General features: G+C 64.1%; 20 protein-coding genes. 7 read left to right on the forward strand and 13 right to left on the reverse strand.

The features are described from left to right. Positions 1 to 31: 31 nt before the first annotated feature. Genes miaA through PSEEN_RS22885 form a run of 5 tightly spaced genes read right to left on the reverse strand, consistent with a single transcriptional unit; the run spans position 32 to position 5,655 of the window. On the reverse strand, positions 32 to 1,003 hold the full coding sequence (gene miaA / locus PSEEN_RS22865; protein ID WP_011535949.1) for a tRNA (adenosine(37)-N6)-dimethylallyltransferase MiaA: 972 nt from the start codon (positions 1,001 to 1,003) through the stop codon (positions 32 to 34). A gap of 1 nt (position 1,004) precedes the next feature. Then, positions 1,005 to 2,903, reverse strand: a complete 1,899-nt coding sequence (gene mutL / locus PSEEN_RS22870; protein WP_011535950.1) for a DNA mismatch repair endonuclease MutL — start codon at positions 2,901 to 2,903, stop codon at positions 1,005 to 1,007. Continuing rightward, the gene (locus PSEEN_RS22875) at positions 2,900 to 4,330 is read right to left on the reverse strand and encodes an N-acetylmuramoyl-L-alanine amidase (protein WP_011535951.1); all 1,431 of its coding nucleotides are present in this window, start codon (positions 4,328 to 4,330) and stop codon (positions 2,900 to 2,902) included. Before PSEEN_RS22875 ends, mutL begins: the two co-directional genes overlap by 4 nt. Positions 4,331 to 4,342: 12 nt before the next feature. Then, positions 4,343 to 4,816: a tRNA (adenosine(37)-N6)-threonylcarbamoyltransferase complex ATPase subunit type 1 TsaE gene (gene tsaE, locus PSEEN_RS22880; protein ID WP_011535952.1), complete on the reverse strand. Its 474-nt coding sequence runs from the start codon at positions 4,814 to 4,816 to the stop codon at positions 4,343 to 4,345. Continuing rightward, the gene (locus tag PSEEN_RS22885; RefSeq protein ID WP_011535953.1) at positions 4,804 to 5,655 is read right to left on the reverse strand and encodes an NAD(P)H-hydrate dehydratase; all 852 of its coding nucleotides are present in this window, start codon (positions 5,653 to 5,655) and stop codon (positions 4,804 to 4,806) included. The genes tsaE and PSEEN_RS22885 overlap by 13 nt, the downstream gene beginning before the upstream one ends. A gap of 65 nt (positions 5,656 to 5,720) precedes the next feature. On the opposite strand from PSEEN_RS22885, the gene queG reads away from it, so the two are divergent. Beyond that, positions 5,721 to 6,785, forward strand: coding sequence for a tRNA epoxyqueuosine(34) reductase QueG (queG, locus tag PSEEN_RS22890; protein ID WP_011535954.1), 1,065 nt, complete (start codon positions 5,721 to 5,723; stop codon positions 6,783 to 6,785). Between the two features lie 306 nt (positions 6,786 to 7,091). On the opposite strand, the gene PSEEN_RS22895 is transcribed toward queG, so the two are convergent. From PSEEN_RS22895 to orn, 3 genes are all read right to left on the reverse strand, one after another. After that, the gene (locus tag PSEEN_RS22895; protein ID WP_011532562.1) at positions 7,092 to 8,270 is read right to left on the reverse strand and encodes an integrase core domain-containing protein; all 1,179 of its coding nucleotides are present in this window, start codon (positions 8,268 to 8,270) and stop codon (positions 7,092 to 7,094) included. A 624-nt stretch (positions 8,271 to 8,894) separates the two neighbouring features. Continuing rightward, complete coding sequence (locus tag PSEEN_RS22900) at positions 8,895 to 9,506, reverse strand: trimeric intracellular cation channel family protein (RefSeq protein ID WP_011535955.1); 612 nt, start codon at positions 9,504 to 9,506, stop codon at positions 8,895 to 8,897. Positions 9,507 to 9,598: 92 nt separating this feature from the next. Next, complete coding sequence (gene orn / locus PSEEN_RS22905) at positions 9,599 to 10,141, reverse strand: oligoribonuclease (RefSeq protein ID WP_011535956.1); 543 nt, start codon at positions 10,139 to 10,141, stop codon at positions 9,599 to 9,601. Between the two features lie 271 nt (positions 10,142 to 10,412). On the opposite strand from orn, the gene rsgA reads away from it, so the two are divergent. Then, positions 10,413 to 11,444 (forward strand): small ribosomal subunit biogenesis GTPase RsgA, encoded by a 1,032-nt coding sequence (rsgA, locus tag PSEEN_RS22910; protein WP_011535957.1) that lies wholly within the window; start codon positions 10,413 to 10,415, stop codon positions 11,442 to 11,444. 211 nt (positions 11,445 to 11,655) lie between these two features. Further along, positions 11,656 to 12,135: a hypothetical protein gene (locus PSEEN_RS22915; RefSeq protein ID WP_011535958.1), complete on the forward strand. Its 480-nt coding sequence runs from the start codon at positions 11,656 to 11,658 to the stop codon at positions 12,133 to 12,135. A 126-nt stretch (positions 12,136 to 12,261) separates the two neighbouring features. Here the strand turns inward: PSEEN_RS22915 and motB are convergent, their stop codons facing one another. Next, positions 12,262 to 13,287 (reverse strand): flagellar motor protein MotB, encoded by a 1,026-nt coding sequence (motB, locus tag PSEEN_RS22920; protein ID WP_011535959.1) that lies wholly within the window; start codon positions 13,285 to 13,287, stop codon positions 12,262 to 12,264. 3 nt (positions 13,288 to 13,290) lie between these two features. Beyond that, positions 13,291 to 14,142, reverse strand: a complete 852-nt coding sequence (motA, locus tag PSEEN_RS22925) for a flagellar motor stator protein MotA (protein WP_011535960.1) — start codon at positions 14,140 to 14,142, stop codon at positions 13,291 to 13,293. A 130-nt stretch (positions 14,143 to 14,272) separates the two neighbouring features. On the opposite strand from motA, the gene PSEEN_RS22930 reads away from it, so the two are divergent. The 3 genes from PSEEN_RS22930 to asd are packed head-to-tail and all read left to right on the forward strand — an operon-like array spanning position 14,273 to position 17,536. Then, positions 14,273 to 15,808: an HDOD domain-containing protein gene (locus tag PSEEN_RS22930; RefSeq protein WP_011535961.1), complete on the forward strand. Its 1,536-nt coding sequence runs from the start codon at positions 14,273 to 14,275 to the stop codon at positions 15,806 to 15,808. 45 nt (positions 15,809 to 15,853) lie between these two features. Continuing rightward, the gene (locus tag PSEEN_RS22935) at positions 15,854 to 16,663 is read left to right on the forward strand and encodes a rhodanese-like domain-containing protein (RefSeq protein WP_044488505.1); all 810 of its coding nucleotides are present in this window, start codon (positions 15,854 to 15,856) and stop codon (positions 16,661 to 16,663) included. Between the two features lie 9 nt (positions 16,664 to 16,672). Then, positions 16,673 to 17,536, forward strand: coding sequence for an archaetidylserine decarboxylase (asd, locus tag PSEEN_RS22940; RefSeq protein WP_011535963.1), 864 nt, complete (start codon positions 16,673 to 16,675; stop codon positions 17,534 to 17,536). Positions 17,537 to 17,671: 135 nt separating this feature from the next. Here the strand turns inward: asd and serB are convergent, their stop codons facing one another. Continuing rightward, positions 17,672 to 18,886: a phosphoserine phosphatase SerB gene (gene serB, locus PSEEN_RS22945; RefSeq protein ID WP_044488506.1), complete on the reverse strand. Its 1,215-nt coding sequence runs from the start codon at positions 18,884 to 18,886 to the stop codon at positions 17,672 to 17,674. Between the two features lie 136 nt (positions 18,887 to 19,022). On the opposite strand from serB, the gene PSEEN_RS22950 reads away from it, so the two are divergent. Then, complete coding sequence (locus PSEEN_RS22950) at positions 19,023 to 20,474, forward strand: histidine kinase (RefSeq protein WP_011535965.1); 1,452 nt, start codon at positions 19,023 to 19,025, stop codon at positions 20,472 to 20,474. Between the two features lie 148 nt (positions 20,475 to 20,622). Here the strand turns inward: PSEEN_RS22950 and PSEEN_RS22955 are convergent, their stop codons facing one another. Next, the gene (locus tag PSEEN_RS22955) at positions 20,623 to 21,333 is read right to left on the reverse strand and encodes a PqiC family protein (RefSeq protein WP_044488508.1); all 711 of its coding nucleotides are present in this window, start codon (positions 21,331 to 21,333) and stop codon (positions 20,623 to 20,625) included. Between the two features lie 175 nt (positions 21,334 to 21,508). Beyond that, positions 21,509 to 23,764 carry a DNA topoisomerase IV subunit A gene (parC, locus tag PSEEN_RS22960; protein ID WP_011535967.1) on the reverse strand — a complete coding sequence of 752 codons (2,256 nt, stop codon included), beginning with the start codon at positions 23,762 to 23,764 and terminating at the stop codon, positions 21,509 to 21,511. Between the last annotated feature and the right edge of the window lie 5 nt (positions 23,765 to 23,769).

Here is a 23,769-nt window from a genome sequence, read left to right on the forward strand (position 1 = left end):
TTCGTAAGAATAGACGGCTATAAGCAGGGACTCAGCTCAATATGGAGACGGCCCCAAGGTATTTCAAGGTGCGGGACAGATTGTCGCAGGCCAGGCTATCCAGCCAGTGCACGCCGTCCCAGCCGCGCAACCAGGTGAACTGCCGCTTGGCCAGCTGGCGCGTGGCAATGATACCGCGTTCTTGCATCTCATTCTCAGTCAGATGACCGTCGAGATAGTCCCAGACCTGCCGATAGCCCACTGCTCGTATAGACGGCAGCCCCGCATGCAAGTCACTTCTGGCACGCAGCGATCGGACCTCGTCGACGAAGCCCTGTTCCAGCATCTGCGAAAATCGTAGCGCAATTCGCTGATGCAAAATGTGACGATCTGTAGGAGCAATCGCCAAACTCGCGACAGTATAGGGCAAATGCCCGTTCGCGCCTGCGTCTGCGCCGCGACTTTCCGCGAATTGACGCTGGCGGTGGGCGGTCATGCTCTCGCCGCTTACCCGGTATACCTCAAGCGCACGGATCAGGCGCTGCGGGTCATTCGGATGGATGCGCGCGGCCGACTCAGGGTCGACCTCGGCCAATTGACGATGCAGTTCACCCAGCCCCAGCGCACTCGCCTGCGCTTCGAGCTCGGCACGCACGGCGGCGTCGGCCGGTGGCATGTCGGCCAAGCCTTCGACCAGCGCCTTGTAATAAAGCATGGTGCCGCCCACCAGCAGCGGGATCTTGCCGCGCGCGGTGATCTCGGCCATGGCGTCGAGGGCGTCGGTGCAGAACTGCTTGGCCGAGTAGCTCTCGACCGGGTCGAGGATGTCGATCAGACGATGCGGGTGGGCGGCCAGGATCTCTTTCGAGGGTTTGGCGGTACCGATATCCATGCCGCGATAGACCAGCGCCGAATCGACGCTGATCAGCTCGCACGGCAGCACCTTGGTCAACTCGATGGCCAGGTCGGTCTTGCCGGCCGCGGTCGGCCCCATGAGGAATATCGCCGGGGGTTTGCCACTCATTTCATCGCCCCCGCAGGAACAGCTTGTCCAGATCATCCAGGCCCATCTGGGTCCAGGTCGGCCGGCCATGGTTGCATTGGCCGCTGCGCTCGGTGTTTTCCATGTCGCGCAGCAGCGCATTCATTTCCGGGATGGCCAGGCGCCGGTTGGCGCGCACGGCGCCATGGCAGGCCATGGTCCCGAGCAGTTCGTTCAGGTGCGCCTGGATGCGGTCGCTGGTGCCGTACTCCATGAGATCGGCGAGCACGTCCTGCACCAGGCGGTTGGCCTCGGCTTGCTTGAGCAGTGCCGGGATCTGGCGGATTGCCACGGTTTCCGGGCCCAGGCGCTGCAGCTCGAAGCCCAGGCGCTGGAACCACTGGGCGTGCTCCTCGGCGCAGTCCGCCTCGCGCTGGCTCAGCGCCAGCGACTCGGGCACCAGCAGCGGCTGGCCACTCAGGCCTTCACTGGCCATGGCCACCTTGAGGCGTTCATACATGATGCGCTCGTGGGCGGCGTGCATGTCCACCAGCACCAGGCCGACGGCGTTCTCGGCCAGGATGTAGATGCCTTTGAGCTGGGCCAGGGCGTAGCCCAGCGGCGGAATATCGCCTTGGCTCTCTGGCAGGGAAGCAGGCGCGGTACCGTCCAACGGCGCGTAGAACTCGCGGTACACCGCCTGGGTCTCGGCGACCGGCAGCGGCTGCGATGGACGCGGCGTGTATTGATACTGGTAACCCGATCCAGCACCACTGCCCGGCGTGAACGACTGACGCGGCTCGGCCTGCGGCTGCTCCAGCACAGGCGAAGCCAGGCGCATTTCACCCTGCGGACCGAACTCGCCAACCTGCTGCCCGCTGGGGCGGACGATCTCACTGGCAGCGGCAGGCGCCGCCAGCTGATCTTCCGGCCGCACGTCGGCCAGCGCACGGTGCAGGGTGCCATAAAGGAAGTCATGGACCATCCGCCCTTCGCGGAAGCGCACTTCGTGCTTGGTCGGGTGCACGTTGACGTCGACACCGGTCGGGTCGCACTCAAGGAACAGCACAAAGGTCGGGTGTCGGCCGTTGAACAGCACGTCGCGGTATGCCTGGCGCACCGCGTGGGCCACCAGCTTGTCGCGCACGGCGCGGCCGTTGACGAAGAAGTACTGCAGGTCGGCCTGGCTGCGTGAGAAGGTCGGCAGGCCAACCCAGCCCCACAGGCGCAGGCCATTGCGCTCGACATCGATCGGCAGCGCCTGCTCGAGGAAGCCCGGCCCGCAGATGGTCCCCACACGCCGAGCGCGGGCCATCTCGTCGGTGGCTTCGTGCAGGCTGAAGATGGTCTTGCCGTTGTGGCGCAGGTGGAAGCCCACGTCGAAGCGCGCCAGCGCCAGGCGCCGGATCACTTCCTGCAGGTGATCGAATTCGGTCTTCTCGGCCTTGAGGAACTTGCGCCGGGCCGGCGTGTTGAAGAACAGGTCGCGCACTTCGACGGAGGTGCCGACCGGGTGCGCGGCTGGCTGCACGCGCGGTGTCATGTCACGGCCTTCGGTTTCCACCTGCCAGGCTTCGCCGGCGTCGGCGGTGCGCGAGGTCAGGGTGAGCCGTGCCACCGAGCTGATCGAGGCCAGGGCTTCACCACGAAAGCCCAGGCTGAGCACGCCTTCGAGGTCTTCCAGCTCGCGGATCTTGCTGGTGGCGTGGCGCGCCAGCGCCAGCGGCAGGTCGTCCGGCGCAATGCCGCCGCCATTGTCACGCACACGCAGCAGCTTCACACCGCCCTGCTCGACTTCGACCTCGATACGCCGAGCGCCGGAGTCCAGGCTGTTTTCCAACAGCTCCTTCGCTACCGAGGCTGGCCGCTCGACCACTTCGCCAGCGGCAATCTGGTTGGCCAGCCGCGGGCTGAGCAGCTGGATACGCGAACCGCCGCTCATTGCTGGGACGCCAGGGTGGTGGCCGGGATGTCGAGGTGCTGGCCGACCTTCAGCTCGTCAGTCTTCAGGTTGTTGCTGCTGCGCAGGGCCGTGACGCTGACCTGGTAGCGCACGGCGATCATCGCCAGCGTCTCGCCCGGGCGCACCGTGTGGTCACGCGGCCCCTGGGCAATCTTGCCGCTGTCGCGCAACCAGGCAATGTAGGTGCCGGGCGGCGGGTTTTGCTGGAAGAACTGGCGCACGCCAGTGTGGATCGAGCGCGCCAGCGCCTGCTGGTGGCTCTTGGTTGCCAGCTTCGAAGCTTCGTTGGCGTTGGAGATGAACCCGGTTTCAACCAGGATCGACGGAATGTCCGGCGACTTCAGCACCATGAACCCGGCCTGCTCCACCCGCTGCTTGTGCAGCGGCGTCACCCGGCCCATGTTGCCCAGCACCTTCTGCCCGACATTGAGGCTGGAGCTGAGGGTGGCGGTCATCGACAGGTCGAGCAGCACGCCGGCGAGCATGCGGTCCTTGTCATCGAGGCTGACGTTGCCGGCACCGCCGATCAGGTCGGAGCGGTTTTCCGTGTCAGCCAGCCAGCGCGCGGTCTCAGAGGTCGCGCCACGATCGGACAGGGCGAACACCGACGCACCGAAGGCGGCCGTGGACGGCGCGGCATCGGCATGGATCGAGACGAACAGATCGGCGCCCTTCTTACGAGCGATCTCGGTGCGCTTGCGCAGCGGGATGAAATAGTCGCCCGTACGGGTCAGCTCGGCGCGATAACCCTTTTCAGTGTTGATCTGGCGCTGCAGCTCCCTGGCGATCTCCAGCACGATGTCTTTTTCATGCTGGCCGCGCGAACCCGAGGCGCCCGGGTCTTCACCGCCGTGGCCGGCGTCGATGGCGACGACAATGTCACGCTTGCCAGCGGGTGCCGGCGGCAGCTTGATGGCGGGTTGCGCTGGCGTCACCGGCACCGCAGGCGTGGTGGCTGGCGGCTGCGGCGTGGGCGGCGGCGTCGGGTTGCTGGCGGCGATGGCATCGGCTTCCTGATCGTACAGGTCGACCACTAGGCGGTTGCCGTACTGGGCATTGGGGGCCAGCACGAAGCTTTTCGGTGAGACGGCCTTCTTCAGGTCGACCACCACGCGCAGGTCGGTAGGTGTGCGCTGGGCCGAACGCACGCTGGTGATCGGTGTGTTCGAGGTGGAAACGTTCAGCGGCGCGCCCAATGTGGCGCCATTGATGTCGATCACCAGGCGATCGGGTGCGGTCAGGGTGAAGACGCTGTGCTGCACAGGCCCGGACAGGTCGAAGACCAGCCGCGTGTTGTCCGGAGCGCGCCACAGGCGCATGCTCTTGACTTGAGTGACGGCCATGGCGTCGACGGTCACCGCGGTCAGCAGCAGCCCAAAGACGGCGACCAGTGCGCGTATGCGCATACCTTTCCCCACTTACTGTTTGAATGCTTCGGCCAGAACGGCACACCAGGATTCGCCGCGAGCCCCCTGCGGCGACAGGTTCAGCGAACGTCCGCCCGCTTGCGGGCTTATGGTAATGGTCAGGTCGGGCTTTGGCAAAACGCCCGCACCTTTATCGGGCCACTCGAACAGGCACAGCGGATCGCCCTCGAAATAGTCACGGATGCCCATGAACTCGAGCTCTTCCGGGTCGACCAGGCGGTATAGGTCGAAGTGGAAGGCGCGAATGTCGCCGATTTCATAGGGCTCGACGACGGTAAAGGTTGGACTTTTCACCGGCCCGGTGTGACCAAGGCCACGAATCAGGCCACGGGACAGCGTGGTCTTGCCTGCCCCCAGGTCGCCCTCTAGAAAAATCACGCCACGACCGCCGGTCACTTCGGCCAGCTTCGTGCCAAAGGCGACGGTGGCTGGCTCGTCGGCCAGAAACAGGGTTAAACCTGACACGCTGAATGCTCCTCCAATAACGCTCTAATGACCGGGGCCAGATCGCTGGCCGCCAGCCCTCTACCTTTCATTCCCAGGCGCTCGCCGGCACAGGCGTGCAGCCATACTCCCAGGCACGCGGCCTGCCACGCGTCCAACCCTTGGGCCAGCAGCGCCGCCAATACGCCAGTCAGCACATCGCCCAGGCCTGCTCCGGCCATGGCAGGATGCCCACGCCCGCACAGCGCCAACTGCCCGGCAGGGTCGGCCACCAGCGTGCCCGCGCCCTTGAGCACGCAGACGCTGGCATGACGGCGCGCCAGCTTGCGCGCTGCCCCAGGCCGATCAGCCTGCACGGCCTCGGTGGAGATGCCCAGCAGGCGCGCCGCCTCCCCTGGATGCGGCGTCAGGATGCTGCCGCTGGGCAGCGCCAGTGGCGCACCCGCCAGCAAGTTGAGCGCATCGGCGTCCCAGACCTGCGGCACGTGCACATGACTCACCGCCGACAACAGGCTGCGCCCCCAGGACGCCTGTCCCAGGCCTGGGCCGACCACCAGGACCGAGGCCCTTGCGAGTGGGCCCATCAGTTCATTGGCCGAGGTTATGCCCAGCCACATGACCTCCGGCAGGCGGGCCAGTCCGGCGCCGACATGCTCGGGGCGGGTGGCCACACTGATCAGGCCGGCGCCGCAACGCAGCGCCGCCTCGCTGCTGAGCATGACCGCGCCACCGGTGCCCAGGTCGCCACCCACCACCAGCACATGGCCGAAATCGCCCTTGTGGGCGTCGGCGGCGCGTGGCGGCAACCTGGCCAAGGTCAGGCTGCTGAGCGGCATTGTGGGGTGTTTGGTCTGAGGCATGGGGTCAAAGGCTCCGATGTCTGGCAGAATTATACGCACCTGTGCCCGTAATGCCTTATCCATCCATGCCCGCCAATACTCCAGACATCGCCACACTGGCCCAATCGATCAAGGATTGGGGCCTCGAACTCGGTTTTGCCCATGTCGGCATCGCCGGGGTCGACCTTGGCGAGCACGAACAACACCTGCAGCGTTGGCTCGCCGCGGGCTACAACGGTGAAATGGAGTACATGGGCGACCATGGCCACAAGCGCTCGCGCCCGGCCGAACTGATCCCCGGCACCTTGCGGGTGATCTCGCTGCGCATGGACTACCTGCCCGGCGACACGCAGATGGCCAAGCGCCTGGCGGAGCCGGAAAAGGCCTATATCTCGCGCTACGCCCTGGGCCGCGACTACCACAAGCTGGTACGCAAGCGCGTGCAGCACTTCGCTGACCGTATCCAAGAGGCCATCGGCCCGTTCGGCTACCGCGCCTTCGTCGACAGTGCCCCGGTGCTGGAGAAGGCCCTGGCGCAAGAAGCGGGTCTGGGCTGGATCGGCAAGAACACCTTGCTGCTCAACCGCAAGGCCGGCAGCTACTTCTTCCTCGCCGAACTGTTCGTCGACCTGCCATTGCCGATTGATGGCATACAGGGGAGCGATCATTGCGGGCGCTGCCAGGCGTGCCTGGACATCTGCCCGACCCAGGCCTTCGTCGGGCCCTACCAGCTCGACGCGCGGCGCTGCATCTCCTATCTGACCATCGAGTTGCGCCATGCCATCCCGGTCGAACTGCGGCCGCTGATCGGCAACCGGGTGTTCGGTTGCGACGACTGCCAGATCGTCTGCCCGTGGAACCGCTTTGCCAAGACCACGACCGAGGACGACTTCATGCCGCGGCGTGGCCTGGACAACATCGAACTGGCCGAGCTGTTCCTGTGGGACGAGCCGCGCTTCCTCGCTCGCACCGAGGGTTCGCCGTTGCGGCGGGCGGGGTATGAGCGGTTCCTGCGCAACCTGGCAGTGGGGTTGGGCAATGCGCCGTCGACCATTCCGGTGCTGGAGGCGCTGAATGCACGGCGGGATGATCCTTCTGATCTGGTGCGTGAGCATGTGGAGTGGGCGCTGGCGCGACACGGCGCGCTTTGACCTTCTCGCTTCTGCTTCTGCTTCTGCGATCGAATGATTAACCACCAAGCCCGCCAGCGACAGCTGCGCCCGTCCAGGCGCCGCCCGTAACTTCGCGACTTCAGGAGGCTGAGCGCAGGCGTCTGGAGGGCCAGGTGCGCAGCACCCTTCGGCGTTAGCCGAAGGCGCGAGATGTAGACTTGCGCAGCAAGTCGTAGGCCGCGCGGGCCTGGAAGGCGCCGGAGCGAAGGGACCCGGAGCGTAGCGGAGGGCCGTATGAATGGAGCGCATGTACGGGTCACCCACATGGGTTACACAAAAGTTCACTCACATAGGTGACAACACCTTGAGTGTTACATAACCATCAGTGGCATCCCGCACATCGACCCGGCCAAGAATGATGGGACCGAAAATAACATCCCAAACGCCATCCCCGACCTGCTCCAGGCCAATGGTCTGGTGCTTGAGCACATAACCTACGTAGATCCTCAAGCCACGGCGGTTGATGATGCCGCAGCTATCCGCTGGCAAGCTCTCGATATGGCTGGGATAGGTCATCTCGGGGAGTTTTTCAGGGAATGGGCGTGGCGAGGGTTGGTAGCAAGACGCCGGTGTTTTCTGCTTCAACGCTTCATGCAAGCGCTCGTGATTATAGTGCTGCCGAAAGCGATCAAAGTGCCATTGTTGAGCCTCCCAGGCCACTGCCGGCGGCGATGGCAGCGTGCTCTTGAGCGTTCGATGCATGCGTTCGTGGCGGCCATTTTGCTCAGGCCGACCAGGCGCAATGCGCTCGGGAATGATGCCTAGACGCAGCCACCAGATCGACAACTGGGAAAGTCCCGCACGCCCCTTGCTGGCAAACGGCACACCGTTATCGGTACGAATCCGCTCAGGCAGGCCATTCTCCCGGAACACTTGGGTGAAAACGGCCTGCGTTTCCAGAAGATTGGTGTTGGGCATGCTGTGGCAGGCGAGCAGGAAGCGACTGGCGTGATCCATGATCGTCAGCGGATAGCACCAGACGCCTGCACCTGTCAGAAATTGGCCTTTGTAGTCCGCACTGAACAGTTGGTTAGGCAACTCTGCCTTCTCCAGGGGCTTGGGATAGACCGCTACCCGCTGACGTAAGCGGCGTGGTTTGACCAACTCGGCCTTCTTGAGGATGTTGTAGATCGCTGTCTTCGAGGGCGGCGCCTGATCAGGGAAACGCTCCTGCAGCGCCGCCTGGATCTTTTTCGGACCCGGTTCCGTTTCGCCTCGACTGCGCAGTTCGATGATAGCTTCGCGAACTGCAGCGGGTACAACCCAGTCCTGGGTCAACCGGCGGCGGCTGCGTTCTTCCAGCCCCGAAGGCCCCTCTTTCTCATATCGCTCGACCCATTTGTAGCCGGTCTTTCGGCTGATCTCGTAGGCCTGGCACAGGGCACTGAAACTGGGTGCCCCCTGCAGGTAATCCGCGATGAAAAGCATTTTCAGGTCCATAGGTTTCAGCTCTCGCCAAGGCATGGTCAGATCCTCGAAAACCGACCCTGCCAGTTAAAGACTGTTACCTATGTGCATGAACTGATTTGTAACCCATGTGGGTGAGTCATACCCGCAGCGTTTTTTGGTTACTTTTTGTCGCGTTTGACAAAAAGTGACCCGCCGTAAGGGCGGAAAGGTGACTGCGAGTCGCTATCGCAAATGGATATACACATAACTGTAGAGACCTACTGTGTTTTGACTTTGACTTTGACTTTGACTTTGACTTTGACTTTGACTTTGACTTTGACTTTGACTTTGACTTTGACCTTCAGAGTATTGGCCCTGAAATTCGTGAGCATATCCATTCACGATGGAGGCGCTAACTCACCTTTTCGCCTTTACGGCGACCTTCTTTTGCTCGCGGGCAAAAGAAGGCAAAAACCGCTGGCTCCGTTCATACGGCCCCTGCGCTTCGCTCCGGGGTTCCCTCACTCCGGCCTCCTGAAGTCGCATTTGGCGGCGCCTGAACTATCGCGCACTTAGAAGCAAGATCAAGATCAAGATCAAGATCAAGAGATATGAACTAATTATGTGGTGGCAGCTTCGCCGGCAAGCCGGCTCCTACAGATCGAGCAATAGGCCTAGAGCATACGGCTCCAACGTGAATCAATGCTGATCGTTGTAGTGGAACTTGGGCATTTCCCAGTGGAACCTGATCGCCAGCAGCCGCACCAGGAACCCACCGAACAAGGTCAGCAACATCGCCTGCTCCGCCGGCACCTTGAAGTACACGCACCCCAGGTAGAACCAGGCCGCGGCGAACGACACGCTGGCATACAGCTCACGCCGGAACACCAGCGGAATGTCGTTGCAGAAGATATCCCGCAGGATCCCGCCGAACACCCCGGTGATCACCCCGCTGATCGAAGCGACCAGGAACCCCTGCCCCATCTCCAGCGCGGTCATGCAGCCGATCAACGTGAACGCCACCAACCCCAGCGCATCGAGCACCAGGAACAGCGAGCGCAAATGGCGCATCAACGGGGCGATGAAGATGGTCAGCAACGCCGCGAAACTGGTCAGCACCAGGTACTCCGGGTGTTTCACCCAGGTCAGCGGATAGTGCCCAAGCAGCACGTCACGCACCGAACCGCCACCCAGCGCGGTGACACAGGCAATCAGCACCACGCCGAACCAGTCCATGCCTCGACGACCGGCGGACAGGGCGCCGGTCATGGCTTCGGCGGTGATGGCGATGAGGTAGAGCATCAGCAACATGGTGCAGGTCCGTGCGGGAAAGGCGCGCAGTCTACCCAGTCAGGCGGGGCACCAAAAGGGGGCGCGCCGACGATCGTCGGCGCACGGCAAGCTCAGAACTTGATGAAATGCTCGCGGTAGTGACGCAGCTCGGCAATGGACTCACGAATATCGTCCAGCGCAAGGTGAGTGCTGCCCTTCTTGAAGCTGTCACGCACATCCGGCGCCCAGCGGGCCGCAAGCTCCTTGAGGGTGGAAACGTCGAGGTTGCGGTAGTGGAAGTAGTTTTCCAGCCCGCGCATGTGGCGGTACAGGAAACGGCGGTCCTGGCAGATGCTGTTGCCGCAGATCGGCGACTTGCCCTTCGGTACCCACTGCTCGAGGAAGGCGATGGTCTGCGCCTCGGCCTCGGCCATGCTCACCTTGCTCTCGCGCACCCGTTGAGTGAGGCCCGAGTTGCCATGGGTACGGGTGTTCCATTCGTCCATGCGCGCCAGCACTTCGTCGCTATGGTGGATGGCGATCACCGGGCCTTCGGCCAGGGTGTTCAGCTCACTGTCGGTGACGATGGTGGCCATCTCGATGATGACGTCGCTGTCCGGGTCCAGGCCGGTCATTTCCAGATCGATCCAGATCAGGTTCTGTGGGTTCTGCATGAAAAGGCTCCTCTGATAGGCCGTCATATTAGCCTAGTGTCCTGCCTCGGAAATACGTTCTCTTTTGGCGAGTGGCTTGGGTGTTCGGCCAAGGCACCGCGACGAGTCATAGCAGGGCTATGGCGAGGAGTGGCAACGCCGGCCGGGCGCCCAGGACGCCGCCAAAAGTGAACAGCTTATTTTCGAGACAGGACGCTCGCGAGGTTGGTCGTGGGCGGGCCGTGCTAAACTGCCTGCCGTTTTCTTTCTGCCTCGCCGACACGGAACCTTCATGGCCAAACGCCAGCTCAACCGCCGCCAGAACTGGCGCATCGAAAAGATCCAGGGCGAGCGCGCCGCCCGCGCCGCCAAACGCGAGCAGCATGTGCTGCAAGAGCTGGAGGGCGGCGACCTGGGGCCGGAGCAACTGGGCCTGGTGATCGCTCACTTCGGTGTGCAGGTCGAGGTCGAGGCCCAGGACGGCGAAGCGGCCGGCCAGGTCTTCCGCTGCCACCTGCGTGCCAACCTGCCGGCGCTGGTCACCGGCGATCGCGTGGTATGGCGCGCCGGCAACCAGGGCATCGGCGTGATCGTCGCGCAGATGCCGCGCAGCACCGAGCTGTGCCGGCCGAACAACCATGGCCAGCTCAAGCCCGTGGCAGCCAACGTCGACCTGATCGTCATCGTCTTCGCCCCGGCCCCCGAGCCGCACCCCAACCTGATCGACCGCTACCTGGTGGCCGCCGAGCACGCCGGCATTCGCCCACTGCTGCTGCTGAACAAGGCCGACCTGATCAACGAAGAAAACGCACCGACCCTCAACGCCATGCTCGAGGTGTACCGTAACCTCGGCTATCCGTTGCTGGAAGTCTCCGCCCATCAAGGCGACGGCATGCAACGCCTGCAACAGATGCTGGATGGCCATATCAGCGTGTTCGTCGGCCAGTCGGGCGTGGGCAAGTCGTCGCTGGTCAACAGCCTGTTGCCCGACGCTGGCACCCGTGTCGGCGACCTGTCGGAATGGTCGGGCCAAGGCACGCACACCACCACCACGGCGCGGCTGTACCACTTCCCCAACGGCGGCGACCTGATCGACTCGCCGGGTATCCGCGAATTCGGCCTGGGCCACGTCAGCCGTGACGATGTGGAAGATGGCTTCATCGAGTTCCGCGAGCTGATCGGCAACTGCCGCTTCCGCGACTGCAAGCACGACCGCGAACCGGGCTGCGCACTGCTCAAGGCATTGGAAGACGGCCAGGTTTCGCAGCAGCGCATGAGCAGTTACCGCTCGATCATCGCCAGCCTGCCGGAAGATAGCTACTAAGGCTTTTCTGTAGGAAGCTTTACCGAGAGCCGTAGGACGGCTCTCGTTTTTTCGTCAGCTCTTGTTGATTACCTGACCTTTCACCGATTGTTCCGCCCAGGTTTCGTCGCCAACCAGCGACTTCCCCTGCACGGCTCAAGGAAGGTCACACAATGACAAGATCAGCTACCTGCCTGCACTGCGCCTACCTCCCACAAGGAGAACAGGACTGATGCCGGTCTTCATCAGCTACCTCCATGGCGACCGCCTGGCCGCCTTCATCCTCAACGAGCGCATGCTGCTCGAAGGCATTCCCACCCAACTGGTACTGTTCGATTGCGACGGGCAGACCTTCGACGACCTGCATGGCAGCTTTTGCCAGCAAATGAGCGATGCCACCCACTGGATCGGCGTGGTGTCCGACAGCAATGGTGGCGATTGGTGGACTGCCTGGCTACTCGGGGCCGCAACCATTAGCAACCGGCGAATAAGCTTCTACCACACGGGCGAGGGAAGCCCGCCGGAACGCTTGGGCAAATGGCCGGTGATGCGCGAACGCAGCCATATCGATCTGTTTGTATTGGCGTATCACGATGAACAGACGTTCGGGCGGGGGATGTCGTCGTCCACGGGACGGCGGGGTTTCAGCGATCGGGACAACGCCGACTTCTTCCATGCCGATCTCAAGGCCAAGATCCGGCGGGGGTTCTGAGGGGTAGGGGGTAATCCTGTAGGAGCGGCTTTAGCCGCGATGCAGCCGACGCGGTGCCTGCACCCGCTTCGCGGGTGATCGCGGCTAAAGCCGCTCCTACAGGGGCCGCATTGCGACCCTTATCGGTTACTGCCCCTTGGCCTCGTCCATCTTCAACACACCCTCCTCGAAGATGTTCAGTTTCTGGCGCAGCTCGCGCGGCTGCATCGGCTCCGGTACCGCTTCGGCCCCCGCACCCGGCGCTGCGGCGCCGGGGGTAGCATTGGCGGGCGGTGTCGCCGCAGGTGGTGCATCCGGCGAACCTTGCTCGCCCTCGATGTTGCGCTGGGCCTTCTTGGTCAGCACGATGATGTCGATCCGCCGGTTGACCGGGTTGAACGGGTTCTCCCGGTCGAACAGCGACGACGACGCGTAGCCGACCACGCGGGCCACCTGGCCGTCCGGATAGCCACCGGCAACCAGCGCGCGGCGCGCGGCGTTGGCGCGGTTGGCCGACAGCTCCCAGTTGCCGAAGTCGCCGGTGCCGGCATACGGCTTGGCGTCGGTGTGGCCGCTGATGCTGATCTTGTTCGGCACCGCCTTGATGGTGTCGGCCATGGCCAGCAGGATGTCTTCGAAGTACGGCTGCAGGCGTGCGCTGCCCAGGTCGAACATCGGCCGGTTCTCGGCGTCCATGATCTGGATGCGCAGGCCGTCCTGGGTGATCTCGAACAGGATCTGGTCCTTGAACTTCTGCAGCTGCGGGTTTTCCTCGACCTTGTTCTGCAGCTCCTGCAGCAGCAGCTCCAGGCGCTCGCGCTCGACCTGCTCGGCCATGGTCTCGACCTGGTCCTTGTCCAGCTGGATGCTGGTGTCAGGCGTAGGTTCAGACTTGGTTTCCGGGTTGATGGTCTTTTCCGGCGCCAGCTGCGGCGAACCACCCAGGTCGATGATGTACGGCGTGCCGCTCTCGGAGAACCCGATCGGGTCCTTGAAGTAGCCGGCGATGGCGATCTTCTGCTCAGGCGTGGCGGTGGACAGCAGCCACAGCACGAGGAAGAACGCCATCATCGCCGTGGCGAAGTCGGCGAAGGCAATCTTCCAGGCACCGCCATGGTGGCCGTCGCCAAAGCGCTTGACGCGCTTGACGATGATGGGCTGATTGTTCTCCATGGCTTAGCGACCGCGTACTGCTTGTTCCAGCTCGGCGAAGCTCGGGCGGTGGCCCGGGTACAGCACCTTGCGACCGAACTCGACCGCCAATGACGGCGGCATGCCGGAGGCCGAGGCCACCAGCGAAGCCTTGATCGCCTCGTAGACGTTCAGCTCTTCCTTGGCGTCGTGACGCAGGGCGTTGGCCAGCGGGCCGAAGAAGCCATAGGCGGCGAGAATACCGAAGAAGGTACCGACCAGCGCCGCACCCACGTGCAGGCCGATGGACTTCTGGTCGCCATCACCCAGCGAGGCCATGGTCACCACGATGCCCAGTACCGCCGCGACGATACCGAAGCCAGGCATGCCGTCGGCGATGCCGGTCACCGCGTGGGACGGGTGCTCCAGCTCTTCCTTCATGCTCAGCAGTTCCATGTCGAACAAGCCTTCGAGCTCGTGAGGCGCCATGTTGCCGGTGGACATGATGCGCAGGTAGTCGCAGATGAACGCAGTCATGCGCTCATCGCCCATGACTGCGGGGTATTTGGCGAAGATTGGACTGGCCGCCGGGTCCTCGATGTCGCCCTCGATGGCCATCATGCCTTCACGACGGCTCTTGTTGAGGATCTCGTACACCAGGCCCAGCACTTCGAGGTAGAAGGTGTGGGTGAAGCGGGTGCCGAACATCTTCAGCGACTTCTTGATCACATGCATGGTCATGTGACCCGGGTTGGCCTGGAGGAACGCACCGAAGGCCGCGCCGCCGATGATCAGCACCTCGAACGGTTGGATCAGTGCCGCGATCTTGCCGTGGGAAAGCACGTAGCCGCCGAGCACACTCGCGAATACGACGATGATGCCGATAATTTTAGCCATAAGTTGAAAGCACTTGCTGTCGTGGTCAGGGTAGGGAGCGGGAGCTTGAAAACTCTTCTTCTACTTATCGGCAGAACTGCGCCAGACTATAGCCACTCAATGCGAAAAGCCAGTTCGGACTGATGTCAATATGCCAATTGAAACCAAGGTGCCAAGTCAGGTCCCGTCGAGTCTAGAGGCCTGGGTAAAGCTGCTCGACGGAATTCGCGTGCCGATTCCGAAGGACAGCCACGACCGTGTGCTGCAGGCCATCAACGACAACCGCCGCTCCCTGCGCGACATCGCCGAACTGATGCAGGACAGCCCCGCGCTGGTGCTCTGCGTGATGCGCGAGGCCAATCATCCGGCCAACGCCAGCCAGGCGGAGCCCGCCGAAAGCCTGGAAATCGCCCTCAATCGCCTGGGCCTGGCGCGCACCAGCCAGTTGCTGGCCCGCCTGCCCGCCGTGCCAGATGACGAGACCCCACCGGTGCTGCGCCAGTTCCTGCTGATCAGCCAGCACGCCACCCAGCAGGCCAACGGCCTGTTCGCCAGCCGCCTGGCACGCCTGTGGCAAGAAATCCACTGGGGCAGCCTGCTGTTCCTTTCGCCGCTGTGGCCATTGGCCCTGGCCTACCCCAAGCTGCTCGATACCTGGGAGCTGCGAGTTATCCACAAGGGGGAGAACGCCGGCGAAGTCGAGCAGGAATTGTTCGGCGTGCGCATCATGCAGCTGTGCCAGGCCATGGCCCAACACTGGCGATTGCCCGAGTGGGTGACCCAGGGTTACCGCCTGCTGATGGACGAGCGCGAGCAACTGGCGCAGGTATTGAGCATCGCCCGCGAACAAGACCCACTGGTCCAGCAGCAACGCCTGGACGAGGAGCCGGCCTTGCGGCGCTGGTTCAACCAGCCGCCGAACACCGTGCTGCTGGCCAACGGCCTGGCGCTGGCCGCGCAGGTGGGTTGGGACAACCCGCACCTGCTGCGCTGGCAACTGCTCACCGCGCTATATCTGCAAACCACGCTGGATGACGTCCAGCAGCAGGTCCACCAGCAGGCTGCGGCGAGCGCCCGTCATCACGCGCAGCATGCCTTGTTCCACCCGGCCGAGGCACTGATCTGGCCCTGGCACCAGCGTCGTCCACACCCGGACATGCTCACCCCGCCGCCACCCGCGCATCAGGATCTCGAACGCTGGCGCAAGCTGTGCGCCGAACTGCTGGCCCAACCGAGCCCGTTCAGCAACGCCGTGCACCTCGCCACCCAGGCTTGTGAAGCCCTGCGGGCCTGCGGCATGCAGCGGGTGATGCTGCTGATGCTGGACAAGCCCAATGAATGCCTGCGCGTACAGCAATTGGCCGGTTTGCCGAAGGAGGCCGCCGCGCAGGTCCTGCCGCTGGCCGGGAGCAAGTTGTTGCAGCGCCTGTTGAGCCAGGCCACGCAACTGCGCCTGACACCCGAAAACCATGCGCAGTTCGCGGCCCTGATGCCCGGGCCACTGCGGGCCTTCTTCAAGGGCGAACACCTGCTGCTGCGCTCGCTGGCGGTCAATGGCCAACCCTTGATGCTGATGGTCGCCGACCAGGGCGGCAAGCCCTTGGCCGATGTCGGCGTACAGGCCTTCGGCAAGACCGCACAGTGCGTGGAACGTGCCCTGGCCACCTTTGGCGCCCGCCATTCATAGCCGCCTTGCGCTACAATCGCCCTCTTGCCACCCTGGAGATCGTGGATGACTGATTTTTCCGGCTTGCCCCTGGTGATCGAGCCTGCGGACCTGCTGCCGCGCCTGGATTCGCCACAGCTGATCCTGGTCGACCTGACCAGCGTCAACCGCTATGGCAGCGGGCATATCCCCGGGGCCCGCTTCGTCGACCCGAAACGCACCCAGCTGGGCCAACCGCCAGCGCCGGGGCTGCTGCCAGCGCGTGCCGACCTGGAAAAACTGTTCGGTGAGCTCGGCCACCGCGACGACGCGGTCTATGTGGTCTACGACGACGAGGGTGGCGGCTGGGCCGGACGCTTCATCTGGCTGCTCGACGTGATCGGCCACAAGGGCTACCACTATCTCAATGGCGGCATTCAAGCCTGGCCGGCGGACAAGCTGTCCACCGACACACCTGATATCGCCAATGGCCCGGTGAGCCTGCACCTGCATGCCGAACCCACCGCCACCCGCGAATACCTGCAAAGCCGCCTGGGCGCCGCCGACCTGGTCATCTGGGACGCCCGCGGGCCGCTGGAATACAGTGGCGAGAAAGTCCTGGCGGCCAAAGGCGGGCACATCCCCGGCGCGATCAACTTCGAATGGACCGCCGGCATGGACCTCAACGACCACCTGCGTATCCGCAAGGACATCGCCGATGTTCTGCAAAACCTGGGCATCACCCCGGACAAGGAAGTGATCACCCACTGCCAGACCCACCATCGCTCCGGCTTCACCTACCTCGTGGCCAAGGCCCTCGGCTATCCACGGGTCAAGGGTTATGCCGGTTCCTGGGGCGAATGGGGCAACCACCCCGACACGCCTGTCGAAGTTTAAGGACGCTCAATGAAATCCCGCTTGTTCATCATCAGCCAGTACCTGCTGCCGCACCACCTGCTGTCGCGCCTGGCCGGCTGCGTCGCCGAGTGCCGTGCGCGCTGGTTCAAGAATGCCTTCACCGCCTGGTTCGCCAAGCGCTACCAGGTGAACATGTCCGAGGCGCTGGTCGAAGACCTCAGCGCCTACGAGCACTTCAACGCGTTCTTCACCCGCGCCCTCAAGCCGGGTGCCCGCCCGCTGGACGAGACCCCTGGCGCGATCCTCTGCCCAGCCGATGGCGCCGTCAGCCAGCTCGGCCCGATCGAGCATGGCCGTATTTTCCAGGCCAAGGGCCACGGCTACAGCGCCCTGGAGTTGCTGGGCGGTGATCCGGCCCTGGCCGCACCGTTCATGGGCGGCGAGTTCGCCACCATCTACCTGTCGCCCAAGGACTACCACCGCGTGCACATGCCGCTGGCCGGCACCCTGCGCGAGATGGTCTATGTGCCTGGCCGGCTGTTCTCGGTCAACCAGACCACCGCGGAAAACGTCCCTGAGCTGTTCGCCCGCAACGAACGCGTGGTCTGCCTGTTCGACACCGAACGCGGCCCGATGGCCGTGGTGTTGGTGGGCGCGATGATCGTCGCCTCGATCGAAACGGTCTGGGCTGGCCTGGTCACCCCACCGAAGCGCGAACTGAAGACCTTCCGCTACGACGAAGCCAGCCGTGCGCCGATCCATCTGGAGAAAGGTGCCGAGCTGGGTCGCTTCAAGCTAGGTTCCACCGCTATCGTGCTGTTCGGGCCCGAGCAGGTGAAGTGGGCCGAGAGCCTGGGTGCTGGTTCCGCGGTGCGCATGGGTGAGATGCTGGCAGTGCCCGCCCAGGCCTGAAACCTGGCACCATGCAAAAGGCCCTGCATATGCAGGGCCTTTTCGCTTGTACTGTTCGCCGGCAAGCCGGCTCCTACGGGTGTATTACGAAACCCGTAGGAGCCGGCTTTGCCGGCGAACCAGGCGATGCGGTCTTCAACCGCGCGCTTCGCGATCACGCACGCCAAGCAGGTACAGCACGCCGTCCAGGCCCAGGGTGGAGATCGCCTGCTTGGCCGACTGGCGTACCAGCGGCTTGGCGCGGAAGGCCACGCCCAGGCCAGCCAGCGACAGCATCGGCAGGTCGTTGGCGCCATCGCCGACGGCGATGGTCTGCTCGAGCTGCAGGCCCTCTTCACTGGCCAGCTGTTGCAGCAGGTCGGCCTTGCGCTGGGCGTCGACGATCGGCTCGACGGCCACGCCGGTCACCTTGCCGTCGACCACTTCCAGTTCATTGGCGAACACATAGTCGATGCCCAGGCGCGCCTGCACCTGCTTGGCGAAGTAGGTGAAACCGCCCGAGAGGATTGCGGTCTTGTAGCCCAGTCGCTTGAGCTCGGCGAACAGGTGCTCGGCGCCTTCGGTCAGGCGCAGGGAGGCACCGATCTGATCGAGCACGCTCACATCCAGGCCCTTGAGCAGCGCCATGCGCTCCTTGAAGCTGGCGCGAAAATCCAGCTCGCCCCGCATGGCCCGCTCAGTGATCGCCGCCACCTGCTCGCCGACGCCTGCGGCCTTGGCCAGTTCATCGATCACTTCGGCTTCGATCAGCGTGGAGTCCATGTCGAACACCGCCAGGCGGCGGTTGCGACGGAACAGGTCGTCACGCTGGAAGGCGATGTCGATGTTCAGCTCCTCGGACAGGGCGAAGAAATCGGCGCGCAGGGCCTGGGCATCGCTGGCTTCGCCACGCACGGAGATCTCCAGAGCGGACTTGCCCTTCTCGGTCGGGGCATCCAGCGCCACACGGGCGGACAGGCGTTCGATGCGCTCGATGGTCAGGCCGTACTGGCTGATGATCGCGCTGACCCGCTGCAACTGCTGTGGGGTGACCCGGCGGCTGAGCAAGGTGACGATATGGCGCGCTTCGCCCTGGCTGTCGGCCCAGTGCTGGTAGTCGGCCTCGGAGATCGGCGTGTAACGGGCCTGCAAGTCCAGCTCGTGGGCCTTGGACTGTACGCTCTGCAGCAGCGCGGTGGCCACTTCGTTGTCGGGGATGTCGACCAGGATGCCGAACGACAGGGTGCCGTGCATCACCGCCAGGCCGATGTCGAGGATGTTCACACCGCCCTGGAGCAGGACGCCGGTGATGGCCGCGGTAAGACCCGGACGGTCTTCACCAGTGATGTTGATCAGGACGATTTCGCGCAAGACCGGGCTCCGACTTCGATGAAAAATGCGCATTCTACCGATTTTCCATGACCATCGGGCACCAACGATACTTTGCCGACAAAACGCGTATCGCTATACTGCGCAGCAACTTTCTCGCCATAAAGAGCCGCGCTCTGTGAACCGGCCCACGCCCGTCAAACCCGACAATTTCTTCCTGATGATCTACCGAGCCCTGAGCCAGCGCCGAATTCCCCTGGCCCTGCGCATTGCCAGCCACAACATCTTCCTGGTGGCCCTGGCCCTGGTGATCTACGCCTGCGTCATGGGCCTGCAGTTCAAGCAGGCCATGCATGAGCAGGCCGACGCCGTCGGCCAGAGCCTGACCACCCAGACCGCCACGTCGGCGACCGAACTGCTGGTGTCCAACGACATCCTCAGCCTCAACGTGCTGCTGGGCAACCTGGTGAAGAACCCGCTGGTGGCGCATGCGGCCATCTACAGCGTGGACAACCGCATCCTCGCCGAAGCCGGCCAGCGCCCGAAGAACAGCTTGCTGGGCGAGGCCGAAGGCCTGTACCAGACCAAGATCACCTTCCAGGACGTGACTGCCGGCCAGTTGCGCATCAGCCTGGACATGAACCAGTTCCAGCAACCCATGCTGATCAGCCTGCAGAGCATGGGCATCCTCGCCGCCATCCTGCTGGCGCTGGCGCTCACTCTCAGCCTGCGCCTGGGCCGTTTCATTTCCACCCCGCTGTTGCAACTGCGCGTCTGGCTGCGTGACCCGCACCCCTACACCCCGGGTACCGACCGCCACGACGAGATCGGCGACCTGGCCCGCCAGCTGCACGCCCGCCTGGCCCCGCCTCCGCCTCCGGAGCCGGAGGTGGAAGACGAGGAAGACGACTTCGACGACCTGCCCGTGCCCAAGGCCGCACCACGCGCGAAAGCCGTGGCACACGTGGCCGAGCATGACGATGACGACGACGCCTTTGCCGGCCTGATGGACGAAGAAAGCGCCCCGGTCAAACCCGTTGTCGTCGAGTCCGACGAGCCGCAGTACAGTGCCGTGCTGGCCGTGCAGTTGGGCTCCCAGGAGCAACTGCGCCGCCTGCCACGCACACGCCTGACCGAGCTGCTGGAGCGTTACCGCGACTGCCTGGACCAGGCCGCCTCGCTGTACGAAGGGGAAGTCCACACCTTGAACGATGGCAGCACCCTGCTGCTGTTCCACAGCCGCGACAGCGGCGAGGACTACCTGACCAACGCCATCTGCTGCGGCGAACTGCTGCGCGCCCTGGGCCATGCCCTGCAGATCGAGGTGGCCGACAGCGGCATCACCTTGCAACTGCAGCTGGGCCTGGTGCTGGCCGACGACCTGCAAGGCATGGATCAGGTCGACCTGCTGATGACCGAGCAGGCCCAGGACGCCCTGGCCCTGTCGCAGCACAGCCGCAACCTGCTGCTGGTAGAGCGTCGGATCAGCGATGACACACTGATCCGCCAGCGTGCGCGCATCCGCCCGATCGCCAGCCCCGAGGGCGCTTGCTGCGTGGAGCGGCTGATGGAGCCATACCCATCGATGCTGGAACGCCAACTGGCGCGGATGCACGAACGCCGCGCCTGACGCCTTGTCGGGACCTGTAGGAGCGGCTTCAGCCGCGATCACCGGCACAGCCGGTGCCAGACACCGAGTCGCCTGCATCGCGGCTGAAGCCGCTCCTACAGAGCAAAAAAAAGCCCGCATCGCTGCGGGCTTTTTCATGTCTGGTACTTCAGAACCGGAACACTTCCATGTCAGTACGGATTGGCGAAGCCATCGGAATTTTTGGCTTCTCCGGCTCCTTCTTCACCTGCACCGGAGCCGCCTGCTTACGCGGCGCCTCCTCGGCAACAACCGGCTGGTTGGCCAATGGCTTGACCGCGACGCTGAGCTGTTCGGCCAGCTTCTGCAGCAGCTGCCCCTGGGCCTGCACCTGGGCCGACTCGCTGCCCGCATGGGGCTGTTCAAGGTGCACGATGCGGTTGTCACGCACCTGGCCACGACGGTCCAGCAAGCGCCACTGGGCGTCGAGAATGGCCGGTTGGTTCTTCCCCGAATCCAGGCGGGTGATCGACAACAGCACCTGCACATCCGGCGTGAACCCGGTACTGGCCGGGGCCAGCACCACGCGCTGGCTGTCCAGGCGCCAGGCCAACTGACGAACCAGCAACTGATCGATATCCGACGAAAGACTGCCCGCCCAACGACCGTCGGTCGCCGCGGTCAGGCTGCCATCGGTCTGGCGCTGCAGGAAGGTTTCGCGTTGCAGGTAGTCGGCCACCGAAACGGGGCCAAGCACCACCGCCATGCCCGCCGCCTGGGAAGGCTGGGCGGGATCACCGCTGTCGAGCTGGTACAGGGCGACCGGCTGGTGCATGCTGCACCCGCTCAGGCCCAGCAGGCCAGTCATCAGCAGCGCAAATGGAAGGCGCAGAAATTTCATTCATCCCATCCAGGCGGTCGTCACCAGACGGACCGCAGTGATACTCATGTAGATTCATACGGGCACTCGGCCACGCCGGCGCCACAAGCGCACTATCATCCGCGAAATGGCCGCCAGACTCCAGCATTTCCGCCTGAAGCGGCGCCGAAAGCGCCGCAGCAGACAGCCCATGCACTCAGGCGGGTGTCTCCACCATCAAGCTATCCACGCGCTGGAAACCACGTGGCAATTTGCTACCGCGACGGCCGCGCTCACCCTTGTAGTGCTCGAGATCATCCGGCTTCAGAGAAAGGGTACGCTTGCCAGCTTGTAATACAAGGGTCGACCCCTCGCTGATCACTGCCAGGTCAGTGACGAATTCTTCACGACTGGCCACTCGGTCGCCCGGCACGCCGATGATCTTGTTGCCCTTGCCCTTGCCCAGCTGCGGCAGGTCGGCAACCTTGAACACCAGCAGGCGGCCTTCGGTGGTGACGGCTGCCAGCCAATCCTGCTCGCGGCTGGCCACCGGGCGCGGGGTCATGACCTTGGCGCCGTTGGGCAGGCTGAGCAGGCCCTTGCCCGCCTTGTTCTTGGCCTGCAGGTCCTCGCCCTTGACCACGAAGCCGTAACCGGCGTCGGAGGCCACCACGTACAGGGCCTCGTCCTCCGGCAACAGCACGCACTCGAAGGTGGCGCCCGGCGGCGGGGTCAAGCGGCCGGTCAGCGGCTCGCCCTGGCCACGGGCCGACGGCAGGCTGTGGGCAGCCAGCGAGTAGCTTCGGCCAGTGGAGTCGATGAGTACGGCAAATTGGTTCGAACGGCCAGCGGCAGCGGCCTTGAAGCCGTCGCCCGCCTTGTACGAAAGCCCGGTGGCGTCAATGTCGTGGCCCTTGGCGCAACGCACCCAGCCCTTCTCCGAGAGCACCACGGTGACCGGTTCGGTGGGCATCAGCTCGTTTTCCGACAGGGCCTTGGCCTCGGCACGCTCGACGATCGGCGAGCGACGGTCGTCGCCATAGGTTTCGGCGTCTTCGAGCAATTCGCTGCGGACCAGCTTGCGCAGCTTGGCGTCGCTGCCCAGCAGGGTGGTCAGGCGCTTCTGCTCCTTGAGCAGTTCGTCCTGCTCGCCACGGATCTTCATCTCTTCCAGGCGAGCCAATTGGCGCAGGCGCGTTTCGAGGATGTAGTCGGCCTGGATCTCGGTGAGGTCGAAGCGGGCGATCAGCGCCTGCTTGGGGTGCTCCTCGGTACGGATGATGTGGATCACTTCATCCAGGTTGAGGAACGCGGTGAGCAAACCGTCCAACAGGTGCAGACGCTTCTCGACCTTGTCCAGGCGATGCTGCAGGCGGCGGCGGACAGTACCGATGCGGAACTCCAGCCACTCCAGCAGCAACGCGCGCAGGCTCTTCAACTGCGGACGGCCATCAAGGCCGATGATGTTGACGTTGACCCGGTAGGTGCTCTCCAGGTCGGTGGTGGCGAACAGGTGCTGCATCAGTTCGGCGGCATCCACGCGGTTGGAACGCGGGATGATCACGATGCGGCACGGGTTCTCGTGGTCCGACTCGTCGCGCAGGTCAGCCACCATCGGTAGCTTCTTGGCCTGCATCTGCGCGGCGATCTGCTCCAGCACCTTGGCCCCGGAAACCTGGTGCGGCAGTGCGGTGACGATGATGTCGCCATCCTCGACGCGGTACACGGCGCGCATGCGAATCGAGCCTTTACCCGTCTCGTAGAGCTTGAGGATGTCAGCGCGCGGGGTGACGATCTCGGCCTCGGTCGGATAGTCCGGGCCCTGGATGTGCTCGCACAGCTGCTCGAGGGTGGCCTTGGGCTCATCCAGCAGGCGCACGCAGGCGCTGGCCACTTCGCGCAGGTTGTGCGGCGGCACGTCGGTGGCCATGCCCACGGCGATACCGGTGGTGCCGTTGAGCAGGATGTTCGGCAGCCGCGCCGGCAGTACCGCGGGCTCCTGCAGGGTGCCGTCGAAGTTGGGCACCCAGTCGACGGTGCCCTGGCCCAGTTCGCTGAGCAGCACCTCGGAGTAGCGCGACAGGCGCGCTTCGGTGTATCGCATGGCGGCGAACGACTTCGGATCGTCCGGCGCACCCCAGTTGCCCTGACCATCGACCAGGGTGTAGCGGTAGCTGAACGGCTGGGCCATCAGCACCATGGCCTCGTAGCAGGCCGAGTCGCCGTGGGGGTGGAACTTGCCGAGCACGTCGCCGACGGTACGCGCCGACTTCTTGTGCTTGGAATCGGCGTCGAGACCCAGCTCGCTCATGGCATAGACGATGCGGCGCTGGACCGGTTTGAGGCCGTCGCCGATGTGCGGCAGGGCGCGGTCCATGATCACGTACATGGAGTAGTTGAGGTAGGCCTGTTCGGTGAAGTCGGCCAGGGAACGGCGTTCGACGCCTTCGAGACTGTCCAGTAAGTCGCTCATGCGAG

The organism is Pseudomonas entomophila L48, from assembly GCF_000026105.1.
GTDB classification, from domain to species: domain Bacteria; phylum Pseudomonadota; class Gammaproteobacteria; order Pseudomonadales; family Pseudomonadaceae; genus Aquipseudomonas; species Aquipseudomonas entomophila.